The organism is Rhodobacter sp. P1_C2, from assembly GCF_056406375.1.
In genome coordinates this window covers 48,766-69,387 of sequence record NZ_JBFUAG010000010.1, presented here as the reverse complement: position 1 = coordinate 69,387, position 20,622 = coordinate 48,766, and the positions used below count along the sequence as shown (strand labels likewise).

16 protein-coding genes are annotated in these 20,622 nt (G+C 66.9%); 8 read left to right on the top strand and 8 right to left on the bottom strand.

All coding sequences use genetic code 11. From position 1 onward, the window contains the following. Window positions 1-72: 72 nt before the first annotated feature. Both AC1DZT_RS17435 and AC1DZT_RS17430 read right to left on the bottom strand, forming a co-directional pair. Window positions 73-2,115, bottom strand: a complete 2,043-nt coding sequence (locus AC1DZT_RS17435; protein ID WP_478007920.1) for a putative bifunctional diguanylate cyclase/phosphodiesterase — start codon at window positions 2,113-2,115, stop codon at window positions 73-75. Between the two features lie 171 nt (window positions 2,116-2,286). Next, the gene (locus AC1DZT_RS17430) at window positions 2,287-3,216 is read right to left on the bottom strand and encodes a LysR family transcriptional regulator (protein ID WP_478007919.1); all 930 of its coding nucleotides are present in this window, start codon (window positions 3,214-3,216) and stop codon (window positions 2,287-2,289) included. Between the two features lie 107 nt (window positions 3,217-3,323). Here AC1DZT_RS17430 and AC1DZT_RS17425 point away from each other — a divergent pair, with 107 nt between their 5' ends. From AC1DZT_RS17425 to AC1DZT_RS17410, 4 genes are all read left to right on the top strand, one after another. Continuing rightward, window positions 3,324-4,562: a urate hydroxylase PuuD gene (locus tag AC1DZT_RS17425; RefSeq protein WP_478007918.1), complete on the top strand. Its 1,239-nt coding sequence runs from the start codon at window positions 3,324-3,326 to the stop codon at window positions 4,560-4,562. A 161-nt stretch (window positions 4,563-4,723) separates the two neighbouring features. Continuing rightward, a complete protein-coding gene (locus tag AC1DZT_RS17420) occupies window positions 4,724-5,920 on the top strand; it encodes an efflux RND transporter periplasmic adaptor subunit (RefSeq protein WP_478007917.1) in 1,197 nt (398 codons plus the stop codon). A 3-nt stretch (window positions 5,921-5,923) separates the two neighbouring features. After that, complete coding sequence (locus tag AC1DZT_RS17415; RefSeq protein WP_478007916.1) at window positions 5,924-9,049, top strand: efflux RND transporter permease subunit; 3,126 nt, start codon at window positions 5,924-5,926, stop codon at window positions 9,047-9,049. A 28-nt stretch (window positions 9,050-9,077) separates the two neighbouring features. Beyond that, the gene (locus AC1DZT_RS17410; protein ID WP_478007915.1) at window positions 9,078-9,809 is read left to right on the top strand and encodes a dienelactone hydrolase family protein; all 732 of its coding nucleotides are present in this window, start codon (window positions 9,078-9,080) and stop codon (window positions 9,807-9,809) included. A 114-nt stretch (window positions 9,810-9,923) separates the two neighbouring features. Here AC1DZT_RS17410 and AC1DZT_RS17405 read toward each other — a convergent pair whose 3' ends face one another. Continuing rightward, on the bottom strand, window positions 9,924-10,907 hold the full coding sequence (locus tag AC1DZT_RS17405) for an aldose epimerase family protein (protein ID WP_478007914.1): 984 nt from the start codon (window positions 10,905-10,907) through the stop codon (window positions 9,924-9,926). A gap of 63 nt (window positions 10,908-10,970) precedes the next feature. Then, window positions 10,971-11,852: a zinc ABC transporter substrate-binding protein gene (locus tag AC1DZT_RS17400; protein WP_478007913.1), complete on the bottom strand. Its 882-nt coding sequence runs from the start codon at window positions 11,850-11,852 to the stop codon at window positions 10,971-10,973. 99 nt (window positions 11,853-11,951) lie between these two features. On the opposite strand from AC1DZT_RS17400, the gene AC1DZT_RS17395 reads away from it, so the two are divergent. From AC1DZT_RS17395 to AC1DZT_RS17385, 3 genes are read left to right on the top strand one after another with little or no spacing between them, the layout of a single operon-like run. Beyond that, entirely contained in the window at window positions 11,952-12,530 is a 579-nt protein-coding gene (locus tag AC1DZT_RS17395) for a Fur family transcriptional regulator (protein ID WP_478007912.1), read from the top strand. Further along, complete coding sequence (locus tag AC1DZT_RS17390; protein WP_478008039.1) at window positions 12,527-13,312, top strand: ATP-binding cassette domain-containing protein; 786 nt, start codon at window positions 12,527-12,529, stop codon at window positions 13,310-13,312. The genes AC1DZT_RS17395 and AC1DZT_RS17390 overlap by 4 nt, the downstream gene beginning before the upstream one ends. Further along, the gene (locus AC1DZT_RS17385) at window positions 13,302-14,093 is read left to right on the top strand and encodes an iron chelate uptake ABC transporter family permease subunit (RefSeq protein ID WP_478008038.1); all 792 of its coding nucleotides are present in this window, start codon (window positions 13,302-13,304) and stop codon (window positions 14,091-14,093) included. The genes AC1DZT_RS17390 and AC1DZT_RS17385 overlap by 11 nt, the downstream gene beginning before the upstream one ends. 4 nt (window positions 14,094-14,097) lie before the next feature. Here the strand turns inward: AC1DZT_RS17385 and AC1DZT_RS17380 are convergent, their stop codons facing one another. After that, window positions 14,098-16,251 (bottom strand): hypothetical protein, encoded by a 2,154-nt coding sequence (locus AC1DZT_RS17380; RefSeq protein ID WP_478007911.1) that lies wholly within the window; start codon window positions 16,249-16,251, stop codon window positions 14,098-14,100. Between the two features lie 198 nt (window positions 16,252-16,449). Here AC1DZT_RS17380 and AC1DZT_RS17375 point away from each other — a divergent pair, with 198 nt between their 5' ends. Further along, window positions 16,450-18,948 (top strand): GcvT family protein, encoded by a 2,499-nt coding sequence (locus tag AC1DZT_RS17375; RefSeq protein ID WP_478007910.1) that lies wholly within the window; start codon window positions 16,450-16,452, stop codon window positions 18,946-18,948. A gap of 44 nt (window positions 18,949-18,992) precedes the next feature. Here AC1DZT_RS17375 and AC1DZT_RS17370 read toward each other — a convergent pair whose 3' ends face one another. From AC1DZT_RS17370 to AC1DZT_RS17360, 3 genes are all read right to left on the bottom strand, one after another. Further along, entirely contained in the window at window positions 18,993-19,427 is a 435-nt protein-coding gene (locus AC1DZT_RS17370; RefSeq protein WP_478007909.1) for a hypothetical protein, read from the bottom strand. Next, window positions 19,424-19,666 (bottom strand): hypothetical protein, encoded by a 243-nt coding sequence (locus AC1DZT_RS17365; RefSeq protein ID WP_478007908.1) that lies wholly within the window; start codon window positions 19,664-19,666, stop codon window positions 19,424-19,426. Before AC1DZT_RS17365 ends, AC1DZT_RS17370 begins: the two co-directional genes overlap by 4 nt. Before the next feature lie 124 nt (window positions 19,667-19,790). Then, the gene (locus AC1DZT_RS17360) at window positions 19,791-20,615 is read right to left on the bottom strand and encodes a glycoside hydrolase family 25 protein (protein ID WP_478007907.1); all 825 of its coding nucleotides are present in this window, start codon (window positions 20,613-20,615) and stop codon (window positions 19,791-19,793) included. Window positions 20,616-20,622: the final 7 nt, after the last annotated feature.

The window sequence follows — 20,622 nt, the reverse complement described above, 5'->3', positions numbered from 1 at the left end:
GGCTGCACCGGCGGGGGGCTTTGGCGGGCGTCTGAATCCGTACCGGGCGAGCCGCCTTGTGCGGCTTCCCTCTCAGGGCTGCCCGGCCACCATCCGCACCAGTTCGGCAAAGGGCACCGGGCGCGAGAAGAGATAGCCCTGGAACTCGTCGCAGAGATTGTCTTCCAGCCATTGGCGCTGCACCTCGGTCTCGACGCCTTCGGCCACGATCCGCGCCCCGAAGGCGCGGGCGATGGTCAGAACGCCGGTCACCAGCAGGCGAAAGTCCTTGTGGGCGATCAGGGTCCGGTCGATCTTGATGCAGGAAATCGGATAGCGCGTCAGGCTGGCGAGGTTGGAATAGGCCGTGCCAAAATCGTCGATCGCCAGCTTGTAGCCCAGTTCCGAAATCTGCATCAGCACGCGCTGCAGGCGGCGGTCGGTTTCGACCAGGATGTTCTCGGTGATCTCCAGTTCGATATCGCCGGCATCGGCGTCGATCGTCGGGCGCAGCTGGCGCAACAGGCCCAGAAAGGACGGGTCGGCGAATTGCCGGGGCGAGACATTGACCGACAGGTTGATCGTGGCCCTGGCCTGACGCAGGGCCACCAGATGCCGGGCCGCCTCGCGCAGGGCCCAGCGGCCGATGGCCGAGATGCGGCCGGTCGCCTCGGCCACCGGGATGAATTCGTCCGGCAGGACCGCGGCGCCGCTGGGCGAGTTCAGCCGGATCAGCGCCTCGGCGGCGACGATCTTACCGCTGCTGAAACAGACGCGCGGCTGGTAGAACAGCTCCAGCCGGTTGCGCGACAGGGCCTCGCGCAATTCGTTGTCGACCTGCAGGAAGCGCTGGCTGCGTTCGGCCAGTTCGGGGCGGAAGACCCGCACCGCATTGCCGCCGCTGCCCTTGGCATCGAACAGCGCCAGATCCGCCTTGCGCAGCAATTCGTCGAAGGTCACCCGCCCGGCCTCGGCCATGCTGAGCCCGGCGCTGGCCGAAACGCTGAGGTCGTAGCTGTCCACGATCACCGGGCGGCGCAGTTCCTTCAGCACCGTGGCCGCGACGCGCAGGAAGGCGCGCTCGCCCTCGCTCGCGCAGAGGAGGCAGCAGAACTCGTCCCCGCCAAGCCGCGAGAGGAGCGCATCCTCGGGCAGGGCCGCGCTGAGCCGCAGGCCGATTTCGCGCAAAAGCTCGTCGCCCGCCGCATGGCCAAGCGTGTCGTTGACGAATTTGAACCGGTCGATGTCAAGCAGAAGCAGCGCCACCGGCTTGCCGCGCCGAACCGAATCCTCAATGAAGGTCGCGGCCGAGAGGGCGAGGTAGGTCCGGTTGTGCAGCCCGGTCAGCCCGTCTTGCGTGGCGAGATTGGCCAGTTCGCGCTTGGCGGCCTGCTGTTCGGTGACGTCGATCTCGGTGATCAGGAAGTTGCGCTGCCCTTCGATCGGGTCATAGCTCTGGCGGATCTCGACCTCATGGGTCCGCATCCCGCGCGAGGTGGAGACCTCGCTCAGATAGGTGCCCTCGGCGTCGAAACTCGGGGCCTCGGCCAGAATTTCGCGCAGGACCGGGTTGAGGAAGCGCGTCAGCGCGGATTTGCCTGCGGCGGGAAAGGCGCGGCGCGCGGCCGGGTTGGCATAGGTGCATTCGCCGCTGGCAGAATAGGTCGTGACCATGACCGAGGTGTAAAGCAGCGCCTGCGAGCTGCGCCGCAGGTTCAGATCCTGCCGCCCGATCGCCTGCGCCTCGGCCAGCATCGCCAGGCGCCCATCAGGCAGAAGACAGCCGCGAAACCGGCAGGACAGCACGCGCGGCTTGCCGAGGGGGAAGATCGTCCATTGTTCGTCATAGACCTCGCCCAGGGCAAAGCCGGACTGGAACTGCCGCAGACGGGCCTGCACCGAACTGGACATGTCCTGCGCCATGTCGCGCTGCATAAGCTCGGCGGTGGAGGCGGCGGACCAGATTTCCAGCGCCGGGCCATTGGCCCAGACCACCCGCGACAGGTCGATGTCGAAGACCCAGACAGGAAAGCGGCTGTCCTGAAAGGCGCCCAGTTGCGCAAAGGTCAACACGGTCTTTTCCGAGGAGGTGCCGGGCACCTCGCTCTCGCCCCCGGTTTCGCGCAATTGAACCAAAAAGCTAATCCTGTGGTTGAGGGACTCGATAAAAAATGCGCCAGACGAGGCCAGACTATCCGCATTGGCGCAAAATGCGAGGGTATTTTGCGGGTTTGCGCAGAGCGCCACAGCTTTTGGTTGAACGGCGGTAAGGGCCGGAAAAGGCCCGCCAGCGCGGGTTCTTGCGGCTCAGGTGCCGGCGACGACACCTGCGGCGCGGCGCAGTTCCTCCTTGATCCGGGCCACCATGAAATCGGTGAAAAGCCGGATCTTGCTGTCCTTGGCGCTGCGGTGCTGCGACAGCAGGGACAGCTGCGTGGGCAGGGGCGGCGTGGCAAGGGCCACCGGCACCAGGCGCCCGTCGCGCAGGGCATCGGCCACTTCGAACACGGGTTTCAGGACAATGCCCCGCCCGTCCAGCGCCCAGCCGGTCAGCACATCGCCATCGTCGGATTCGAAGGGCCCGGTGATTTCAAAGCGGCGCGGGCCCTCGGGGGTCTGCAGGGTCCACTGGAACTCTTTCGCGCCGGGAAAGCGCAGGTTCAGGCAGTCGTGCCTGTCGCGCACCAGCGCCTCGCCATCCGCCGGCATGCCGCGCCGCGCGATATAGGCGGGGGCGGCACACAGAAGCCGCGGGCAATCGGCGATCAGGCGGACCTTCAGCGTGGAATCCTCCAGCGTGCCAAGGTGGAAGGCCAGATCCAGCCCCTCTGCCGTCATGTCGATCACCCGGTCCGACAGGCGCAGGCGCACGTCGATGGCGGGGTAGAGGTCCTTGAAACCGGGCACATGCGGCGCGATGAAGCGCCGCCCGATGCCCAGGGGAGCCGCCACGAAGACCACGCCACGCGGGTTCTGCGCCACTTCGACGACCGAGGCTTCCGCCTCGTCGATCGCCTCCAGCACCTTCAAGGCACCGTCATAGAAGATCCGGCCATTCTCGGTCGGTTGCAGGCTGCGGGTGGTGCGGTTGAAGAGCCGGATGCCAAGGTGCTTTTCCAGCTCCGAGATTCGCGCCGAGGCGACCGCGGGCGAGGTGCGCTGGTCGCGCGCCGCCGCCGACATCGAGGACAATTCATAGACCCGCACGAACATGCGTAAATTGTTCACATAGGACATCGGCGCTTTGGCCCTTTTGCATTTTTTGAAAGTGATCCGGCATTTGCAGGATTAACAGAAGAGTGCGGCGCGGTATAGATTTTTGCCAAAGCGATGGGGGCCAGGCGATGTATGATTGGGTTGTGCTGTGGGATTGGGTGCAGATCGCGGTGCGCTGGCTGCATGTGATCACGGCGATGGCCTGGATCGGGTCGAGCTTCTATTTCATCGCACTCGACCTCGGCCTGCGCCGCGACGTGCCCCTGCCGCCCGGCGCCAATGGCGAGGAGTGGCAGGTCCATGGCGGCGGCTTCTACCACATCCAGAAATACCTGGTGGCCCCGGCCGCGCTGCCCGAGCATCTGATTTGGTTCAAATGGGAAAGCTACACGACCTGGCTTTCGGGCTTCACCATGCTGGTGCTGGTCTATTACATGGGCGCGCAGTTCTTCCTGATCGACCCCGAGGTTCTGGACCTGACCGTCTGGCAGGCGGTGGCGATCTCGCTCGCCTCGCTGGCCTTTGGCTGGGTGGCCTATACGACGATCTGCAAGGTCTTCGTCAATGCCAACCAGACGGCGGTGATGGTGGCGCTGTTCGTGCTTCTGGTCGCGATGAGCTGGTTTTACGTCCATGTCTTCTCGGGCCGGGCGGCCTTGCTGCACCTGGGGGCCTTCACCGCCTCGATCATGTCGGGCAATGTGTTCTTCGTCATCATGCCGAACCAGCGCGTGGTGGTGGCGGATCTGAAGGCGGGCCGAACCCCAGATGCGAAATACGGCAAGATCGCCAAGCAGCGCAGCACGCATAACAACTACCTGACGCTGCCGGTGATCTTCCTGATGCTGTCGAACCACTACCCGCTGATCTTCGCGACGAAGTACAACTGGATCATCGCGAGCCTTGTCTTCCTGATGGGTGTGACGATCCGGCACTGGTTCAACTCCCGCCATGCCAAGCAGGGCAGCCCGCACTGGACCTGGGCGGTCACGGGCGTGCTGTTCCTGATCATCGCCTGGCTTTCGACCGCGCCGATGACCCATGCGCAGGAGGAGGCCAAGCTGGAAGGCCCGGCGCTGATCTATGCCAGCGCCTCGGGGTTTGACGATGTGGTCAGCATCGTGCAGGGCCGCTGTTCGATGTGCCATGCGCGGGAGCCGGGCTATGAGGGCATTCCCTGGGCGCCCAAGGGCGTCGTCCTGGAAACCCCCACCGACATCGCGCGCGAGGCGCGGCGGATCTATGAACAGGCCGGGATCACCCATGCGATGCCGCCCGCCAACCTCTCCTTCATCGAGCCGCAGGAACGCGCCGCCATCGTCAAATGGTTTCGCGGCGCCAGCGCCCCGGCCGGATTGGACGGCTGATTGGCGACGGAAAACCGGGCCCCGGGCGTAGAAGCCTTGTCGGGCGCGGGTGGATAACCAGATCGTGTCAGAAAAGCCGGGTTGCCGCGTTGACCTCGCGGCGCTTCGCGCAAAGATAGCACTGGCAGGGTTGCGGCCCGGTTATTCAGGAGACTGCCCGCTTGTCCTTTTGGAAACAGCTTATCCTCGCCCTGGTCCTGATCGTGGTTGCGGGCTATGCCGGGTTGAAACTATCGCCGGGTGCGGCGGCGTTTCTGGCCAGCCATGGCATGGCGGGGCCGATGGCCGCGCTGGGGCTGAACGGCGAGGCGGCCGAGGCGCCCCCTGCTGCGGGCGCTTCCGCCGCGGGTGGTTCGGGCAAGGGGCGCATCGCCAAGGTGCGGGTGCGCGCGGCGGGCCAGCAGGTGATCAACGACAAGGTGACGGCGTTGGGCACCAGTGCCGCGCTGCAATCGGTGATGGTGATGCCAAAGGCCAGCGGCACCCTGACCGAGATCCTCGTGCAATCGGGCGCGCATGTCGAAGCCGGGCAGCTGATCGCGCGCCTGGATTCCACCGTGCAGGAAATCGCCCGCGACAAGGCCCGGCTGGCGGTGGATGACGCCAACCGCACGGTCGAGCGCAACCATGCCTTGGTGCAAAGCAATGCCGCCCCGGCGACCCAGACCCAGGCGGTGGAGCTTGCCGCCCAGCTGGCCGTCCTGAACCTGCGCGCGGCCGAGCAGGACCTGGCCGACCGCAGCATCCTCGCCCCGATCTCGGGCGTGGTGGGGATCCTGAAGATCAATCCCGGCAATGCGGTGACCGCGCAGACCGAACTGGTCTCGATCGAGGATTCCTCGGCCCTCGTAGTGAATTTCTGGCTGCCCGAGCGGTTGGTGGGCATGGTCAAGGTCGGGGCCGATGCCGCCCTGGTGCCGGTGGCGCATCCCGACCAGACGCTTGCGGCGCGGGTCTCGTCGATCGACAACCAGATCGACCCGGCGAGCGGCACCTTCCAGGTTCAGGCCGAGGTCGCCAACCGCGACGGCAACCTGCAGCCCGGCATGGGCTGCACCGTGCTGATGACCTTCCCCGGCCAGACCTTCGTCACGGTGGACCCGCTGTCGGTGCAATGGGGCTCGGACGGGGCCTATGTCTGGCGGGTGACCCCGGCGGAGGGCGACGAGAACAAGGTGGACAAGGTCATGGTCCGCATCATGCAGCGCAACACCGAAAGCGTTCTGGTGGCGGGCCCGCTGAAAGCCGGCGACGCGCTGGTGACTGAGGGGCTGGACGGGCTGAAACCCGGCGCCAAGGTGCAGGTCGCGGGTGGGCAGAACGCGGGTGGGCAGAACGCCGCCGCGGCGGGGAACTAGGCCATGGCGGAGGCGGCCAAGCTTCAGCAGGGGGCGGCGCTGGCGGCGCTGTTCGTCCGGCGCCCGGTTCTGGCTTTCGTGATCAATGCGATGATCTTCGTGGCCGGGCTTGCCGCCCTTCTGGGCCTGCAGGTCCAGCAATTGCCCAATGTCAGCCGCCCGGTCCTGACCATCAGCACCAATTACCCGGGCGCAGCCGCCGATACGGTCGACAGCTCGATCACCGCGCTGATCGAGGGGGCGGTGGCGCGGGTCTCTGGCGTGACGGGGCTGTCCTCGACCTCGCGCTATGGCCAGAGCCGGACGACGGTGGAATTTTCGGCCGCGACCGACCTCAATGTCGCGGCCTCGGACACGCGGGATGCGGTGTCGCGGCTGCGCTCTACCCTGCCGACCGATGCCAAGGACCCGGTCGTGGTCAAGGCCGACAGCAACGCCCAGGCCATCATGCAGATCGCGGTCACCTCGGACACGATGGGCGTCGGGCCGCTGACCGACCTGATCGACGACACGATCATCGACCGTCTGCGCGCGGTGGACGGGGTGGCCGATATCCAGACCTATGGCGACGCGGCGCAGATCCTGACGGTGGACATCAACCCGGCGGCGCTGGCCGCGCGCGGGCTGACCATGGCCGATGTCAGCGCGGCCTTGGCCGATGTGTCCTATGACAGCCCGGCCGGCACGCTGAACGCGACCAACCAGAACATCATCGTGCGCGCCACAGCCAAGGTGGTGACGCTGGACCAGATCGCCGCGCTGAACATCAAGAAGGAGGTCAAGCTCTCCGATGTAGCGACCGCCTTCCTCGCCCCGAACCCGAGCGGCACCAAGCTGAACTCCGGCGGGCGGGCCGGGGTCGGGCTGGGCGTCATCGGGCAGGCGCAATCCAACACGATCGACATTTCCAACGGCATCCAGCGCGCGCTGGACATGCTGCGCCCCAACCTGCCGCCCGGCGTGCGGATGGAGATCACCTCGGACGACGCGGTCTTCATCAAGGGCGCCGTGGCCGAGGTGGTCCGCTCGATGGCGATTTCGGTGGCGGTGGTGACGGCGATCATCTTCCTGTTCCTGCGCGACTGGCGCGCCACGCTGATCCCGGCGGTTTCGATGCCCATCGCCCTGTCGGGGGCGCTGGCGGGTCTTTACCTTGCGGGCTTCTCGATCAACATCCTGACCCTGCTCGCGCTGGTGCTGGCCACCGGCCTCGTCGTCGATGACGCCATCGTGGTCCTGGAAAACATCGTCCGCCTCCGGCGCGAGGGGCAGGGGCCGCGCGCCGCCGCCGTCAGCGGCACGCAGGAGGTCTATTTCGCCGTCCTCTCGACCTCGGTCACGCTGGCGGCGGTCTTCATCCCGATTTCCTTCCTGCCCGGTCAGGTCGGCGCCCTGTTCCGCGAGTTCGGCATCACCCTCGCGATCGCGGTCATGGTCTCCACCGTGGTGGCTTTGTCGCTGGCGCCGATGATGGCGGCCAAGGCGCTGCGGCGCGATCCCGGCGAGGGGCATGGCGCCGTGGCCCGGCTTGGCGCGACCATCGCCCGGCTCTATGGCCGCCTGCTGCATGGCGCGCTGAACGTGCCCTGGCTGATCATGCTGGCGGCGGGATTGTTCGCGCTTTTCGCCACCCTGGCCTTCCCCTCCCTCAAGCAGGAGCTGACCCCGCCCGAGGACCGCAGCCGCATCCTCGTCAGCGTGCAGGCGCCGACCAATGTCAGCCTGGATTACACCACTGCCCAGATCGGCCGGATCGAAGAGCTTCTGGCCCCGCTGAAAGCCGCGGGCGAGGTGTCCAATGTCTTTGCGATCACCGGCTTTGGCGGCTCGACCAACCGGGCCTTCATGTCGATCTCGCTGGCGCCGCAGGATCAGCGCAAGCGCAACCAGCAGGCGATCGCCGCCGATGTGAACAAGGCCATCGCCCAGGTGCCGGGGGTGCGGGCCACCACGATCCAGCCCAACAGCCTGAACATCCGTGGCGGCGGCAACGGCTTGCAATTCGCGCTGGTGGGGACGAATTACGACACGCTGGCCAAGGCCTCGGATATCGCGGTGTCGGCGCTGTCGGCCGACCCGCGCTTCGGCCAGGTACGGTCAAGCTATGATGCGACCCAGGCCCAGGTCACCGTGCAGATCGACCGGATCCGCGCCGCCCAGCTTGGCGTCGATGTGACCGGGCTTGGCACGACCCTGCAGGCGATGCTGGACGGCAAGCCGCTTGGCGACATCGACCTCGGCGGCCAGACCTACCCCGTCTATCTGCAATCGACGAGCCAGCCGATCAACGACCCGACCGATCTGCAGAACATCTTCGTGCGCGCCGGGGACGGCCGTTTCATCCCGATGGCGACCCTGGTGGAGCTCAGCGAAGGCGCCTCCTCGCCCTCGCTCAACCGCGAGTCGCAGCAAAGGGCGGTCGACATCACCGCCGGCCTCAGCGACGGTTTCCCGATCGGCGATGGCTATGACCAGGCCCGCGCCACGCTGATCCCGCTCTTGCCGCCCGGCGTGTCGATCATCCCCCTGGCCGAGGCCGCGACGATCGGCCAGAACTCGGGCGGGCTGGCCGCGACCTTCGGCTTTGCCGCGCTGGTGATCCTGATGGTGCTGGCGGCGCAGTTCGAAAGCTTCGTCAGCGCGGCCATCATCATGGTCACCGTGCCCTTCGGCCTAGCCTGCGGTGTCTATGCGCTGCTGCTCACCGGCGGCTCACTGAACGTCTATTCCGAGATCGGGCTGGTGCTTCTGGTCGGCATCATGGCCAAGAACGGGATTCTGGTGGTCGAATTTGCCAACCAGCTGCGCGACGAGGGGCTTTCGGTGCGCGAGGCGATCCAGCAGGCCAGCCTTGTCCGCCTGAGGCCGATCATGATGACCAAGCTCTCCACCATCCTCGGCGCGCTGCCCTTGGTCTTTGCCGAAGGCCCGGGCGCCGAGGCGCGGGTGGCGCTGGGCTGGGTCATCGTCGGGGCTTTGGGCTTTGCCGCCCTGTCGACCCTGTTCCTGACGCCCGCGACCTATCTGCTGGTCGCCCCCTTCAGCAAGCCGCGCTCGCACGAACAGGTCACGCTGGAACACGAGATGCTGCATGCCTCGGCGCTGGCCGCCGAAACCGCCGGCGAATGAGACGCCCATTTCAGAAAGGAGCCCCAGGATGACCGCGCAGACCAGAACAGCCGACCTGCCCGAGGGCCGGATGGCGGTGCAGGTGTTTCACCCGGCCCAGAAGGGGGGCAAAACCGGCGTGATCCTTTACATGGATGCCTTCGGCCCGCGGCCCGCCCTGGCGCAGATGGCCGAACGTTTTGCCGCGCTCGGCCATGTCGTCCTGCTCCCGGACCTCTTCTACCGCTTCGGCGCCTATGGTCCTTTCGAGGCCGCCACCGCCTTCAGCCAGGACGCCAGCCGCGCCGCCCTGATGCGGATGATCACCGGCACTTCGCAGGCGCAGACCCTGTCCGATACCGAGGCCCTGCTCGCCATGCTGGCGGAGGAGGGGGCCAGCGGCCCCGTCGCCGCCATCGGCTACTGCATGGGGGGCGCCAGGGCCCTGAATGCGGCTGCAAGCTTTGCCGAAAGGATCCGCGCCGTGGCCAGCCTGCATGGCGGCAATCTCGCCAGCGAGGCCGCCGACAGCCCGCATCTTCGGGTGGCCCAGATCACCGGCAAGGTCTATGTCGGCAGCGCCGGCGTCGATGGCAGCTTCCCGCCCCCGCAATCCGCCCGCCTTGCCCAAGCCCTGCGCGAGGCCGAGGTCGACCATGTTCTGGAAAACTACAAGGGCATGGCGCATGGCTGGTGCGTCCCCGACAGCGCCGCCTTCAACGCTGCCGGTGCCGAACGCCATTGGCGCCGCCTCGAAGCCCTGCTGTCAGAATCGCTCTGACTCGCGTCTTCATCCAGAGAGAAATATCCTCGGCGTGGCCCGGGAGGGGCGGAAAGCCCCTCCGGCAGGGGGGGTCGGGGGGGCTGGCCCCCCCGATTTCCCCGGCAAGACCGTTCAGGACCGGTTGAACCGCCACTGGGTGACCTGCTCATAAGTCTCCCCCGGCTTCAGCTCGATCGAGGGGAAGCCCGGATGATTGGGCGCATCGGGCCAGTTCTGCGCCTCGATGGCCAGACCCTCGTAGATCCCGCGCCCCGGCCGCACCGCCGCGCGGCCGTCATAGACCTGGATGCCCGCCTCGGTGGTGGCGATGGTCATCTTTAGCCCCGAGGTCCCGGTCAGCCACAACACATCGCGCAGACCCTGCCGCCCGCCCGAGAGGCAGAAGTTGTTGTCGAGCTCGGTATCGCCCTGGGTGATCTTGCGGCCGCGGCGAAAGTCCATCTGCGTGCCGCTCACATCGGCGATCTCGCCGGTGGGGGCGAAGGTCTCGGTCACCGGCAGATAGGTGGCAGCGGCGATCTGCAGGGTGTGGCCGGCCCAGTTCTCGCTGCCGTCCATGTTCCAGTAGCTGTGGTTGGCCGCGTTGAAGAGGGTCAACGCGTCGGTCGTGGCGCGCACCTCCATCTGCAGCCGGTTGCCCAGCAGGGCCGAGAAGGTCGCCTCGACATGGCGGTTGCCGGGGAAATTTCCCTCGCCATCCGGCAGGTCCAGCGCCAGCGTGACCGAGGCCGCATCCGCCGCGACAATCGTCCAGACCTTGTGCTGCGTCCCCACCGCCCCGGCGTGCAGCGTATGGATGCCGCCCTGGTTCTTCTCGAACGCATAGGCCTTGCCGCCGATCGTGGCCTTGCCATCGGTGAACCGGTTGACCACCGGCGCCACGAGCGAGCCGTGATGGCGCAGCTTGCCCTCGTAGTCGCTCAACAGGTCCGAGCCGAGTGTGAGGTCATGCGCCACCCCCTCCATCCGGACCGACTGCAGCGTGGCGCCCTTGGTGATCACGGCGGCCGTCAGCCCCTCGCAGGTCAGGGTGATCTTCTGCACCTCGGTCCCGTCCGCCGTCTTTCCAAAGCTGGTGATATTGGCTTCTGACATGGCGGCCCTCCTGATCCCGACGCAAACGTGCTGCCGTCTTGGTGGAGGAGGAGGGCCGAAGCGTCAAGGATTAACGTGGCTTGCACAGGCCATGAGGCTGTCGGTCAGCCCGGTCAGCAGCTCTTCATAGGCATCTGCGCTTTGATCGAGCATCGAGCCCACCGGGTCCAGCCCGGGGCCTACGAAGACCTTGGTGCCCTGCACGAGGTTGGTGATCAGCGCCGGGTCATGCTGCGCCTCGGGGAAGGCGCAGGCGATGGCGCCGCTCGCGGCCATCTGGTGCAGTTCGGCGATCCGCGCCGCGCCGGGCGGGGCGGCATCCCCCGCCGCCAGCCCGCCCAGATAGTTCAGCCCATAGGTCGCGGCGAAATAGCCATAGGCGTCGTGATAGGTGACGAAGGGCTGTTTCATCCCCGACAGGCGGCTGGAAAGGTCCTTGTCCAGCGTCGCCAGCCGCGCCTGCGCCTTGGCCGCATTGGCCTTGTAGGCCTCGGCATGTTCGGGATCGATCGTGGCGAGGCGGGTTGCGATCAGGTCGATCCAGACCTTGGCATTGCCCGGCGCGAGCCAGGCATGCGGGTTCAGCCCGCCCTCGGCATAATCGCGCCGCTGGGTCGCCGGATCGTCCAGCAGTGCCAGATCCTGCAGCCCGGGGATCGATTGCCGCGCGGTGTCCAGCCCCGGCGTCAGCTCCGGCCCGACCCAGACGAGCAGGCCCGCCCCTGACAGGCTGCGCATCTGGCTGGGGCGCAGCTGCATGTCATGTTCGTCGCCCCCCTTGTCCAGAAGCATGCCCGGCGTGCCCAGACCCTCCATCACCTGCGCCACAAGGGCGGCGACGGGCGGGATATCGGTTTCGACCTTGGGCACTTCGGCCCATGCAGCACTGGACAGGGCCAGCAGCGCCGGGCAGGCGGCCAGCAGAAGAGAAGCAGGTATACGCATATTGGGTCTTTCGCTTGGGATGCGGTCTGTGTAGATTGTTATAGTATAACATGTCAACGCAAATGTTATACTATAACACACTTGCGCAGAGGATGCCCGATGCACGACCATTCCAGCGGACCGGATTGCCCCGGTTGCAGCCAGCCCGACCTCGCCTTTGCCCCGCATGACCATGCGCGCTGCGCCGGTGACGTGATGGCCCTGGCCGAGGCGCAGCTGGCCGAGGGCGGGCAGCGGCTGACCCCGGTGCGCAAGCGCACCCTGCAGATCCTGCTGGAGGCGCATCGCGCCATGGGGGCCTATGACGTGCTGGAGCGGCTGGCCGCCGATGGGTTCGGCAATCAACCCCCCGTCGCCTACCGCGCATTGGAGTTCCTCGAGGAACAGGGGCTTGCCCACCGCATCCGCCGCCTCAATGCCTTTACCGCCTGCATGCATCCGGGCGAGGTCCATTCCCCGGCCTTCCTGATCTGCCGCGCCTGCCATGCCGTGGCCGAAGCGCCGGGCCGCGCCATCGGGGCCGCCTTGGCCCAATCCGCCGAGGCGATGGGCTTTACCGTCGAACGCGCCACGGTCGAGGCGCTGGGCCTCTGCCCCGGCTGCCGCGACCATGCCGGGCCCGAGGCGGATGGCGCGCAAGTGAACCCCGCGGGTGCCGGACGGCGGGGGCTTGCCTGATGCTCATCAGCGCCGCCAATCTGAGCGTCCGCCTCGGCGGGGCGGAGGTCCTGTCGCAGATCTCCCTCTCGGTCGAGGCGGGAGAGATCGTGACTTTGCTGGGCCCGAACGGCTCGGGCAAAAGCACGCTGCTGCGGGCGCTGCTGGGCATGGTACCGCTGGCCGGGGGCAGTGTGACCCGCGCGCCGGGGCTGCGCATCGGCTATGTGCCGCAGAAGCTCGCCATCGACCCGAGCTTTCCCCTGAGCGTGCGCCGCTTCCTGTCGCTGCCGCGCCGGGTGACCGATGCCGAGGCCGAGGCGGTTCTGATGCGCGTCGGCATGCCGGGCAGTGGCGCAAAGCCGCTGGCGGGCCTGTCGGGCGGCCAGTTGCAGCGCGTCATGCTGGCGCGGGCGCTTCTGGGCCGGCCGGGGCTTCTGGTGCTGGACGAACCGACCCAGGGTCTGGACCAGCCCGGCGAGGCCGCCTTCTACCGGCTGATCGCCGAGGTCCGGCAGGAAACCGGGGCGGCGGTGCTGATGGTCAGCCATGATCTGCACGTCGTCATGGCGGCAAGCGACCGGGTGATCTGCCTCAACCACCACATCTGCTGCGAGGGCACGCCGCGCGTCGTCTCCGAAGCGCCGGCCTATCGGGCGCTGTTCGGTCTGGGCACTCAAGGCGCGCTGGCGCTCTACCAGCACCGCCATGACCACAGCCATGATGACGGCGCCGCTGCCGCGCATGACCATGACCACGATCACCACCACCACGACCACGAGGGCCACCACCATGCTGGATGATTTTCTGATCCGGGCCGGGCTGGCGGGGGTGGGCGTGTCGCTGGCGACCGGGCCGCTGGGGTCCTTCGTGCTGTGGCGGCGGATGGCCTATTTCGGCGATGCGACGGCCCATGCGGCGATCCTCGGCGTAGCGCTGGCGCTGGCCACCGATCTGCCGGTGCCGCTGGGCACGCTGGCGGTGGCGCTGATCATGGCGGTGACCGTGGCCACACTGGCGGCGCGCGGCTGGGCGGTGGATACGACGCTGGGGGTTCTGAGCCATGGCGCGCTGGCCCTGGGTCTGGTCGCGATCAGCTTCGTGCATGGCGTGCATACCAGCCTCGAATCCTACCTCTTCGGCGATATCCTCGCGGTGACCAAGGGGGACCTCGCCTATATCTGGGCCGGGGCGGCGGCGGTTCTGGTTTTGCTGTTCTGGCGCTGGCAGGCGCTGCTGACGGCGACGCTGAGCGCCGATCTGGCCCAGGCCGATGGCATCAACCCCGACCGTGAAAGGCTGATCCTCACGCTTGCCCTCGCCGTGGTGGTGGCGGTGGCGCTGAAGGTGGTGGGGGCCTTGCTGATCGCCGCCATGCTGGTCATCCCGGCCGCCGCCGCACGCGCGGTGTCGCGCGGGCCCGAGCAGATGGCGGCACTTGCCTCGGCCATCGGGGCGCTTGCCTGCCTCGCGGGGCTGGCGCTGTCGCTCTGGCAGGACACGCCTGCCGGGCCCTCCATCGTGACGGCGGCAGCGGGGGCCTTCGCGCTGGCGGGGCTCTTTGGCCGGATCCGGCGGCACTAGCGGCCTAGTCGGCCTGACCGGGCAGGACGAGGCCTTCCTCGACCGAGAGATCGGGGCTGGGCTTCAGGGCCAGCGCCAGCGAGGCTTCGGGCACCGTGGCGGCGGTCGGGTCGAGGAAGACCTCGGCCTGCGCCCCGGTCCGCGCGCCGTGAAGGGCGATGTCCAGCGTGACCGGCCCCTTGGCGCAGTCCTGCGGCAGGGCGGCGGCGTCGAGTTCTCCCGTCCCCTGCGTCAGATCGGCCGTGATGGTCTTGCCGCATTGCGCATAGGTGGCGCTGACCGCGACCTTGCCCGTGCCCACGACCTTGGCGCTGAACCGCACCGAGGGGGGCAGGCCCTCGTAGGTGGCGCTGACCTGCGGGTCGCTTTTTCCGTCGCCCTTGCCCAGATAGGCGACGGCGCGGACGGAATCGTAAAAGCCATAGGTGCCGCTGGTGCCGGCACAGGGGGCGCCGGTCTGGGTGCTGCGGGCATCGGTGCAGGCCGCGGGCAGGCGCTCGACGCTGGATTGGGTGGCAAGGAACCGCGCCGGTGCGAGGATGCGGCGGCGGGCAAGAGGGTCAGGCGCCCCGGTGTCGAAGCTGAGGAGCGCCACCCCCATCGGCGGCACCATCACCGCATGGCCGTTGAAGCCCATCTGGCGCGGGGCATCGTCCTTCGGCCCCAGCACCGCCACCTGACCCTGATCCGCCGAGGCCCCCTTGGGCAGTCCCGCGATGGCGAGCGGCACTTTCAGGGCCTGCGTGCTTTCGTTCCAGAACAGGACCGAGGCCCGCGCCCCGTTCACCCCGGCCAGCCCATGCAGGCCCGCCTCGGCAAGGCCGGTCTCGCCAAAATCGATCCGGCTGCGCCAGACCGGCAGGGACATGAACATCTGCAACACGGGATAGCGGACGCGGGGCTGCAAACCGCCTTGGGCATAACTCAGAAACCCGTTCTTGCCGCCGATCCAATAGGACAGGCAGACATGCTGCACATCCGAGGCCCGCTCCATCTGCGCCAGATCCGATAGCATCAGAACCGCGGCCTGATGGTCCAGCCCCTGCGCGAGCTTGCCCTGCAGGAGGAGCTTGCCGTCCAGGCTGCGCTTCAGGACCGCGGGGCCATATTGGGTGAAGATCACCGGCGCGGTCCTGGCCGGGCTGTCCGGCAGATCGGCGAGGAACCCGCGCGACCCGGCCAGCTGGCGGCCAAAGGTGCCGTTGAAGCTGTTGAACGAGATGAAATCGACCGGCGCCACCCCCGGTTTGGTCAGCTGGCCCAGCACCTCGTCGAAGAAAACCTTGCCCGGGGCGGTGGGCTTGGCGGGGTCGAAATCGGTGGCGATCAGGCTGCCGATGCCGAGCCTTGCATAGGGCCCCATCCGCGGCCCCATCTCCTGACCATAGGCGGTGTAAAGCTTTACCGTATCCTCGGCCGCCTTGCTGCGCTGCGCGGCGTCGCGTTTTGCAAAGGCGGCATCGCTTTCGCCCGGAAAGGCCGGGTTGCCCGCAACATCCTTGCCCTGCAACACACCCGCCAGAGTATGGCCGGGCTCGTTCCAGAAGGACCACAGGATCGGATAGGGGTGGTTGGCGGCGGCGGTCCAGGACCCGATGAACCTGGCCGTGCCGTCAAAATCGGTCGGCGAAGGGTCGGTCGCCGGGGCCTTGGCGCTTTCTACTTGGTACTGCGCCGGCGCCCCGGTCATCTGGATCAGCTGCGCCACCCCCATGTCGCCCAGCGCCTTGGTGAAATCCCACAGCCACGGTGCGGGCTTGTCCAGCGTCTTGACCGGCCGGGTCGAGGGATCGCCCGGCGTGCTGAAGACCTCGTCCAGCGCGGGCAGGGGCTTGGCCCCCGAAAGCGAGATCCAGTGGTCAAACTCCAGATCGTTGCACATCAGGCCCGGGCCAAGCTCTTCGACCTGCGCCAGCGACTCCTTCAGCCCCTTCAGCACGAAGGCCGAGGCGACGCCGACCTTGGATTTCAGGTTGGGATAATATTCGACCGCCGAAAAATCGAGGCTGACCTGACCGACGCCCGTAGGCCGGGCAAAGCTTTGCGCCGCAAGCGCCGCCTTGGCGGCCAAAGTGTCGGGTTGCGCGACGGCATCGGCCCAGACCGGAGTGGCCAGCGGCAGGGCCACAGAGAAAAGCAGGGCGGCAAAGGGCTTCATCAGAACGCTCCGGGCAGGGGTTAACCAAGTCTGTCATCAGCAAAGCATCTAAACCGTGCCACGGAAACGGCCAGTGCCGCCCGCGTGATCGGCTTTTCTTGGCTCATGTCGTTTTCGTCCGTTCCATGTCGCCCAGCCTTGCTCGTTGACCGGGTCATCAGGCACATATGATCCAAAATCCCATTCGGAGTCGCCGCGATGAAAACCCATGTCAAAGCTCTGGTTGTCGGCGGCGGTGCCGTTGGCAACGGCATTGCCTATCACCTGGCCAAAGCCGGCTGGGATACGATGCTGGTCGAACGTGACGAGCTGACCTCTGGTTCCACCTGGCATGCGGCGGGGCTGCTGCCCCTGTTCAACATGTCCTATGCCACGACCCATATCCACAAATACTCGGTCGATTTCTACAAGAGCCTGGAGGCCGAGACCGGCCTGAACGCGGGCTTTGCCGTGGTGGGCAACCTGCGCATGGCGCAGCGCCAGGAACGCATGGACGAATACATGCTGTACTCTTCGGTGGCCGAAACCGCCGGGGTCTATCATGAATTCCTGTCGCCGAAAGAGATCAAGGACCGCTGGCCGCTGGTCCGCACCGATGACTTGATCGGCGCCCTTTACCACCCGCAGGACGGCTACATCAACCCGGCCGACGTGACCCAAGCCATGGCCAAGGGCGCCCGCCAGCATGGTGCCACGATCGAGCGCAAGATCCAGGTCGACGGCTATCGCTGGACCGGGTCGGAGTGGATCGTGTCCTGCACGAAGATGGTCGACAAGGGCGGCAACCTTGTCCCCTCGGACGAGAAGTTCGAGATCCATGCCGAACATGTCGTCACCGCCACCGGCAACCACGCCCAACGCACCGCCCGCCTTCTGGGCATCAAGACCCCGGCTATTCCGGTCGAACACCAGTTCATCGTGACCGAGCCCGACCCGATGCTGGTCGAATACCGCAAGAACAACCCCGAACACCCGGTGCTGCGCGACGCCGACGCCAAATGGTATGTCCGCGAGGAGCGTGGCGGCTGGATCCTCGGGCCTTACGAAAAGGGCGCCCCGGCGCGCTTTGAATACAACGTCCCCGACAGCTTCCGCGCCGACCTCTTCCCCTTGGATCTGGAGCGGATCGAGGCGGAATACATGTCGATGATCCACCGGATTCCCTCCTCGGAAGTCGTGGGTCTGAAGGACGATTTCAACGGCCCGATCTGCTACACGCCGGACGGCAACCCGCTGGTCGGCCCGGTGCCGGGTCTGCGCAACATGTGGATCGCGGAAGGCTTCTCCTTCGGGATCACCGCTGCCGGTGGCACGGGATATTACCTCGCCCAGATGATGGTGAACGGCGAGGCCGAAATCGACATGGCCAGCCTCGACCCGCGCCGCTATGGCAGCTGGATGACCACCGAATATGCGGCGCGCAAGAACGAAGAGTGCTATGACCACGTCTTCATCCTGCACCACCCCGATGAAGAGCGTGAGGCCGCCCGCCCGCTGCGCACCACCCCGGTGTACGACCGCCAGAAGGCGCTCGGCGCGCAATTCGGCCAGGTCAACGGCTGGGAGCGCCCGATCTATTACGGCCCGCTGAACGCTCCGGCGGATTTCGACCACAATTCCCGCAGCTTCCGCCGTGGCGGCTGGTGGCAGTACGCGGTGGACGAGGCCAAGGCGATCCGCGAGACCGCCGGCCTGATCGACGCCTCCGCCTTCACCAAGCATCTGGTGCGCGGGCCGGGCGCCACCGCTTTCCTCGACTGGTTCACCTGCAACGCCCTGCCCAAGGTCGGCCGCATCAACCTGACCTATGCGCTGACCCCGCAGGGCACGACGCGCACCGAATACACCATCGTGCGCAATGGCGAGAACGACTATTACCTCGTCTCCGCCGGGGCCTGGACCGCCTATGACGCCGATTATCTGCGCAAATGCGCCGAGGATTTCATGGGCCGCGGTGGCGCCTATCTCGACATCCACGACGTGACGACTCAGTGGGGCGTCTTCGCCCTCGCCGGTCCGAACAGCCGCAAGATCATGGCCGAGCTGATCAAGGATGCCGAGCCGGAAACCGCCCTGTCCAACAAGCGCTTCCCCTGGCTGTCGGCCCGCAAGATCGAACTGGGCATGTGCCCGGTCAACGCGATCCGCGTGGCCTATACCGGCGAGTTGGGCTGGGAATTGCACCACCCGATCGAGATGCAGCGCTACCTTTGGGAGCAACTGCTGAAAGCGGGCGAAAAGCACGGGATGAAGCTGGTCGGCGCCCGGGCGCAGAACTGGCTGCGTCAGGAGAAATCCTACCGCGCGTTCGGGAACGAGCTGGGCCGCGACGCGACCCCGCTGGAAGCCGCCCTCGACCGCTTTGTCGACCTGAAGAAGGACTTCCAGGGCAAAGAGGCCATGCTGGCCGTTGGCATCCGGTCCAAGTGCTGCACGCTCTTGATCGATGGGCCTTCGGATACCGACCCGTGGGGCAAGGAAGCGCTGCTGCTCGATGGCGAGAAGATCGGTCGTCTGACCTCGGGTGGGTATTCGGTGGCCTTCGGCAAGCAGATCGGCATGGGCTATGTCCGCCCCGATCTGGCCGAGGTCGGCACCAAGCTGAAGGTCCGGATGAACCGCGAGCTTTGGGATGCGGTGGTGGTGGAAGACAGCCCCTTCGATCCGTCCAACGCGCGCATCCGCGTCGACGGCTGATCGCTGCGCGCGATTTCACAACTCTAAGAAAACATGGCGGCGGATCACTCCGCCGCCATGTCTGTTTGCCGGCTATCGGTCACGATATAGACGCAGGTTCCGCAGGCTTTGGGCCCGTTCTGCGCATACCACCGGCAAGTGCCGCGGATGGTGCAAGCGGGGAGGTCTGTTGCGAGGGGAGCGCCCGGGACCTCCATCTCTTTCATCGCGCGGTCGATCACGCCGCAGCGTGTTCCCGTCCATTGACTGCAGCCCGAGGTCTGGCACGGGCTGGTGAAACGCATCCGTTCCTCCGGTGCGCCGCGCAGGCGGACGGCGGCAAGGAAATTCTTGTCGACCGGCATCAGCGTGCGCAGGTTGTGGATCTTGCCGTCCAGCCCCAGCACGCCCAACAGCCCGCTGCCCGGCGTGGCGGGGGCAGAGGGGCAGGCGTAGCTGGCAGGCCGGGCGGCGGGGTCATTGCCGCCCGGCCCCATCACATCCGCCCCGCGGTCTGCAGAAGGCCGCGGCCAAGGGCTTTCTCGCCCTCCAGCAGGCCTTCGAAATCCTGCCGCAGGATGAAACCCCACCACTCGCGCGGAAAGCGGAAGACATGGGGCTTGTCCAGGTTCATCCCCGCAATATGGGACAGGGCCACCTTCTGGATATCCGCGTTGAGGGCGGCCTGGGCGTCCTTGGACAGGGCAATATCGCCCAGATCGACGACGAATCGTGTCATGGCAATCTCCGGTGAAAAGAGGCTGCACGGCAATGGGTCCGCGCCAGATGAGCCTGCGCCCTCGACCCGTCAAAGGCGAGTTAAAGGCGCGTCAAACGCTGTCAAATCGGCAGGCGGGGCGGCGCTATCTGCGGTGGCTGGCCAGCCAGGCGGTGAATTGCGAGGCGCTGCCGGCATAGACGTTCAGATCGGTCGGCCCGGCGATGCCCGGCACCTGGCCCGTGCCGGAATATTGCCAGAAGAGCCAGTGCTGGCCCGGGAACCGGTCCGAGGGGTGGGCCGCGACCGAGCGGAGCCAGAAGTCCACGCCGTTCAAGCGCCAAAGCTCGTTCTCGCGGTAGAAATCGACCGTGGTGTAGAGGATCGGGCGCTGGCCATAGGCGCGGCCGACGATCTTGAGGAAGACCTGCGCCTCGGCCCGGACCAGCTCTGCCGGGCGCTTGCCGGGGCAGGTGGGCGAGCGCGGCGTCCATTCGACATCCAGCACCGGGGGCAGGGCGCCCGGGCTGCGCGGCACATGGGCGATGAACCAGCGCGCCTGTTCCGCGGCCGGGCGGCAGTGGTAGAAGAAGTGATAGGCCCCGCGCGCGACACCCGCGGCATCCGCCTGGCGCCAGTTGAAGAGGAAGGCCTGATCCTCGTGATCGCCGCCCTCGGTCGCCTTCAGGAAGGCGAAGTTCACCCCATTGGCCTTGGCCACCGGCCAATCCACCGCCCCCTGCCAGACCGAAATGTCGATGCCATGCACCTGATGGCTGGAGGGCGGGTTGCCGTTCCAGTCCACCGGTTTGCTTTCGCCGAAATTGGCCCGGGTGACGGTGAAACCGTTCGAGCTGCGGCCCGGGCGCGGCTCGCCCCGGTCAGAGGGGCGGGGGCCACAGGCGGACAGGCCGGCCACAAGGCCGAGGGTCAGCAGCAGGCGCAAAACGGAGCGGGTTTGAAATCTCATGCCTCAG

Bases quoted from the DNA above. Each gene is read 5' to 3' on its own strand.
- AC1DZT_RS17425 (WP_478007918.1), top strand. From the start codon at position 3,324: ATGTATGATTGGGTTGTGCTGTGGGATTGGGTGCAGATCGCGGTGCGC.
- AC1DZT_RS17430 (WP_478007919.1), bottom strand. From the start codon at position 3,216: ATGTCCTATGTGAACAATTTACGCATGTTCGTGCGGGTCTATGAATTG.
- AC1DZT_RS17415 (WP_478007916.1), top strand. From the start codon at position 5,924: ATGGCGGAGGCGGCCAAGCTTCAGCAGGGGGCGGCGCTGGCGGCGCTG.
- AC1DZT_RS17405 (WP_478007914.1), bottom strand. From the start codon at position 10,907: ATGTCAGAAGCCAATATCACCAGCTTTGGAAAGACGGCGGACGGGACC.
- AC1DZT_RS17385 (WP_478008038.1), top strand. From the start codon at position 13,302: ATGCTGGATGATTTTCTGATCCGGGCCGGGCTGGCGGGGGTGGGCGTG.
- AC1DZT_RS17375 (WP_478007910.1), top strand. From the start codon at position 16,450: ATGAAAACCCATGTCAAAGCTCTGGTTGTCGGCGGCGGTGCCGTTGGC.
- AC1DZT_RS17400 (WP_478007913.1), bottom strand. From the start codon at position 11,852: ATGCGTATACCTGCTTCTCTTCTGCTGGCCGCCTGCCCGGCGCTGCTG.
- AC1DZT_RS17410 (WP_478007915.1), top strand. From the start codon at position 9,078: ATGACCGCGCAGACCAGAACAGCCGACCTGCCCGAGGGCCGGATGGCG.
- AC1DZT_RS17365 (WP_478007908.1), bottom strand. From the start codon at position 19,666: ATGACACGATTCGTCGTCGATCTGGGCGATATTGCCCTGTCCAAGGAC.
- AC1DZT_RS17380 (WP_478007911.1), bottom strand. From the start codon at position 16,251: ATGAAGCCCTTTGCCGCCCTGCTTTTCTCTGTGGCCCTGCCGCTGGCC.
- AC1DZT_RS17360 (WP_478007907.1), bottom strand. From the start codon at position 20,615: ATGAGATTTCAAACCCGCTCCGTTTTGCGCCTGCTGCTGACCCTCGGC.
- AC1DZT_RS17395 (WP_478007912.1), top strand. From the start codon at position 11,952: ATGCACGACCATTCCAGCGGACCGGATTGCCCCGGTTGCAGCCAGCCC.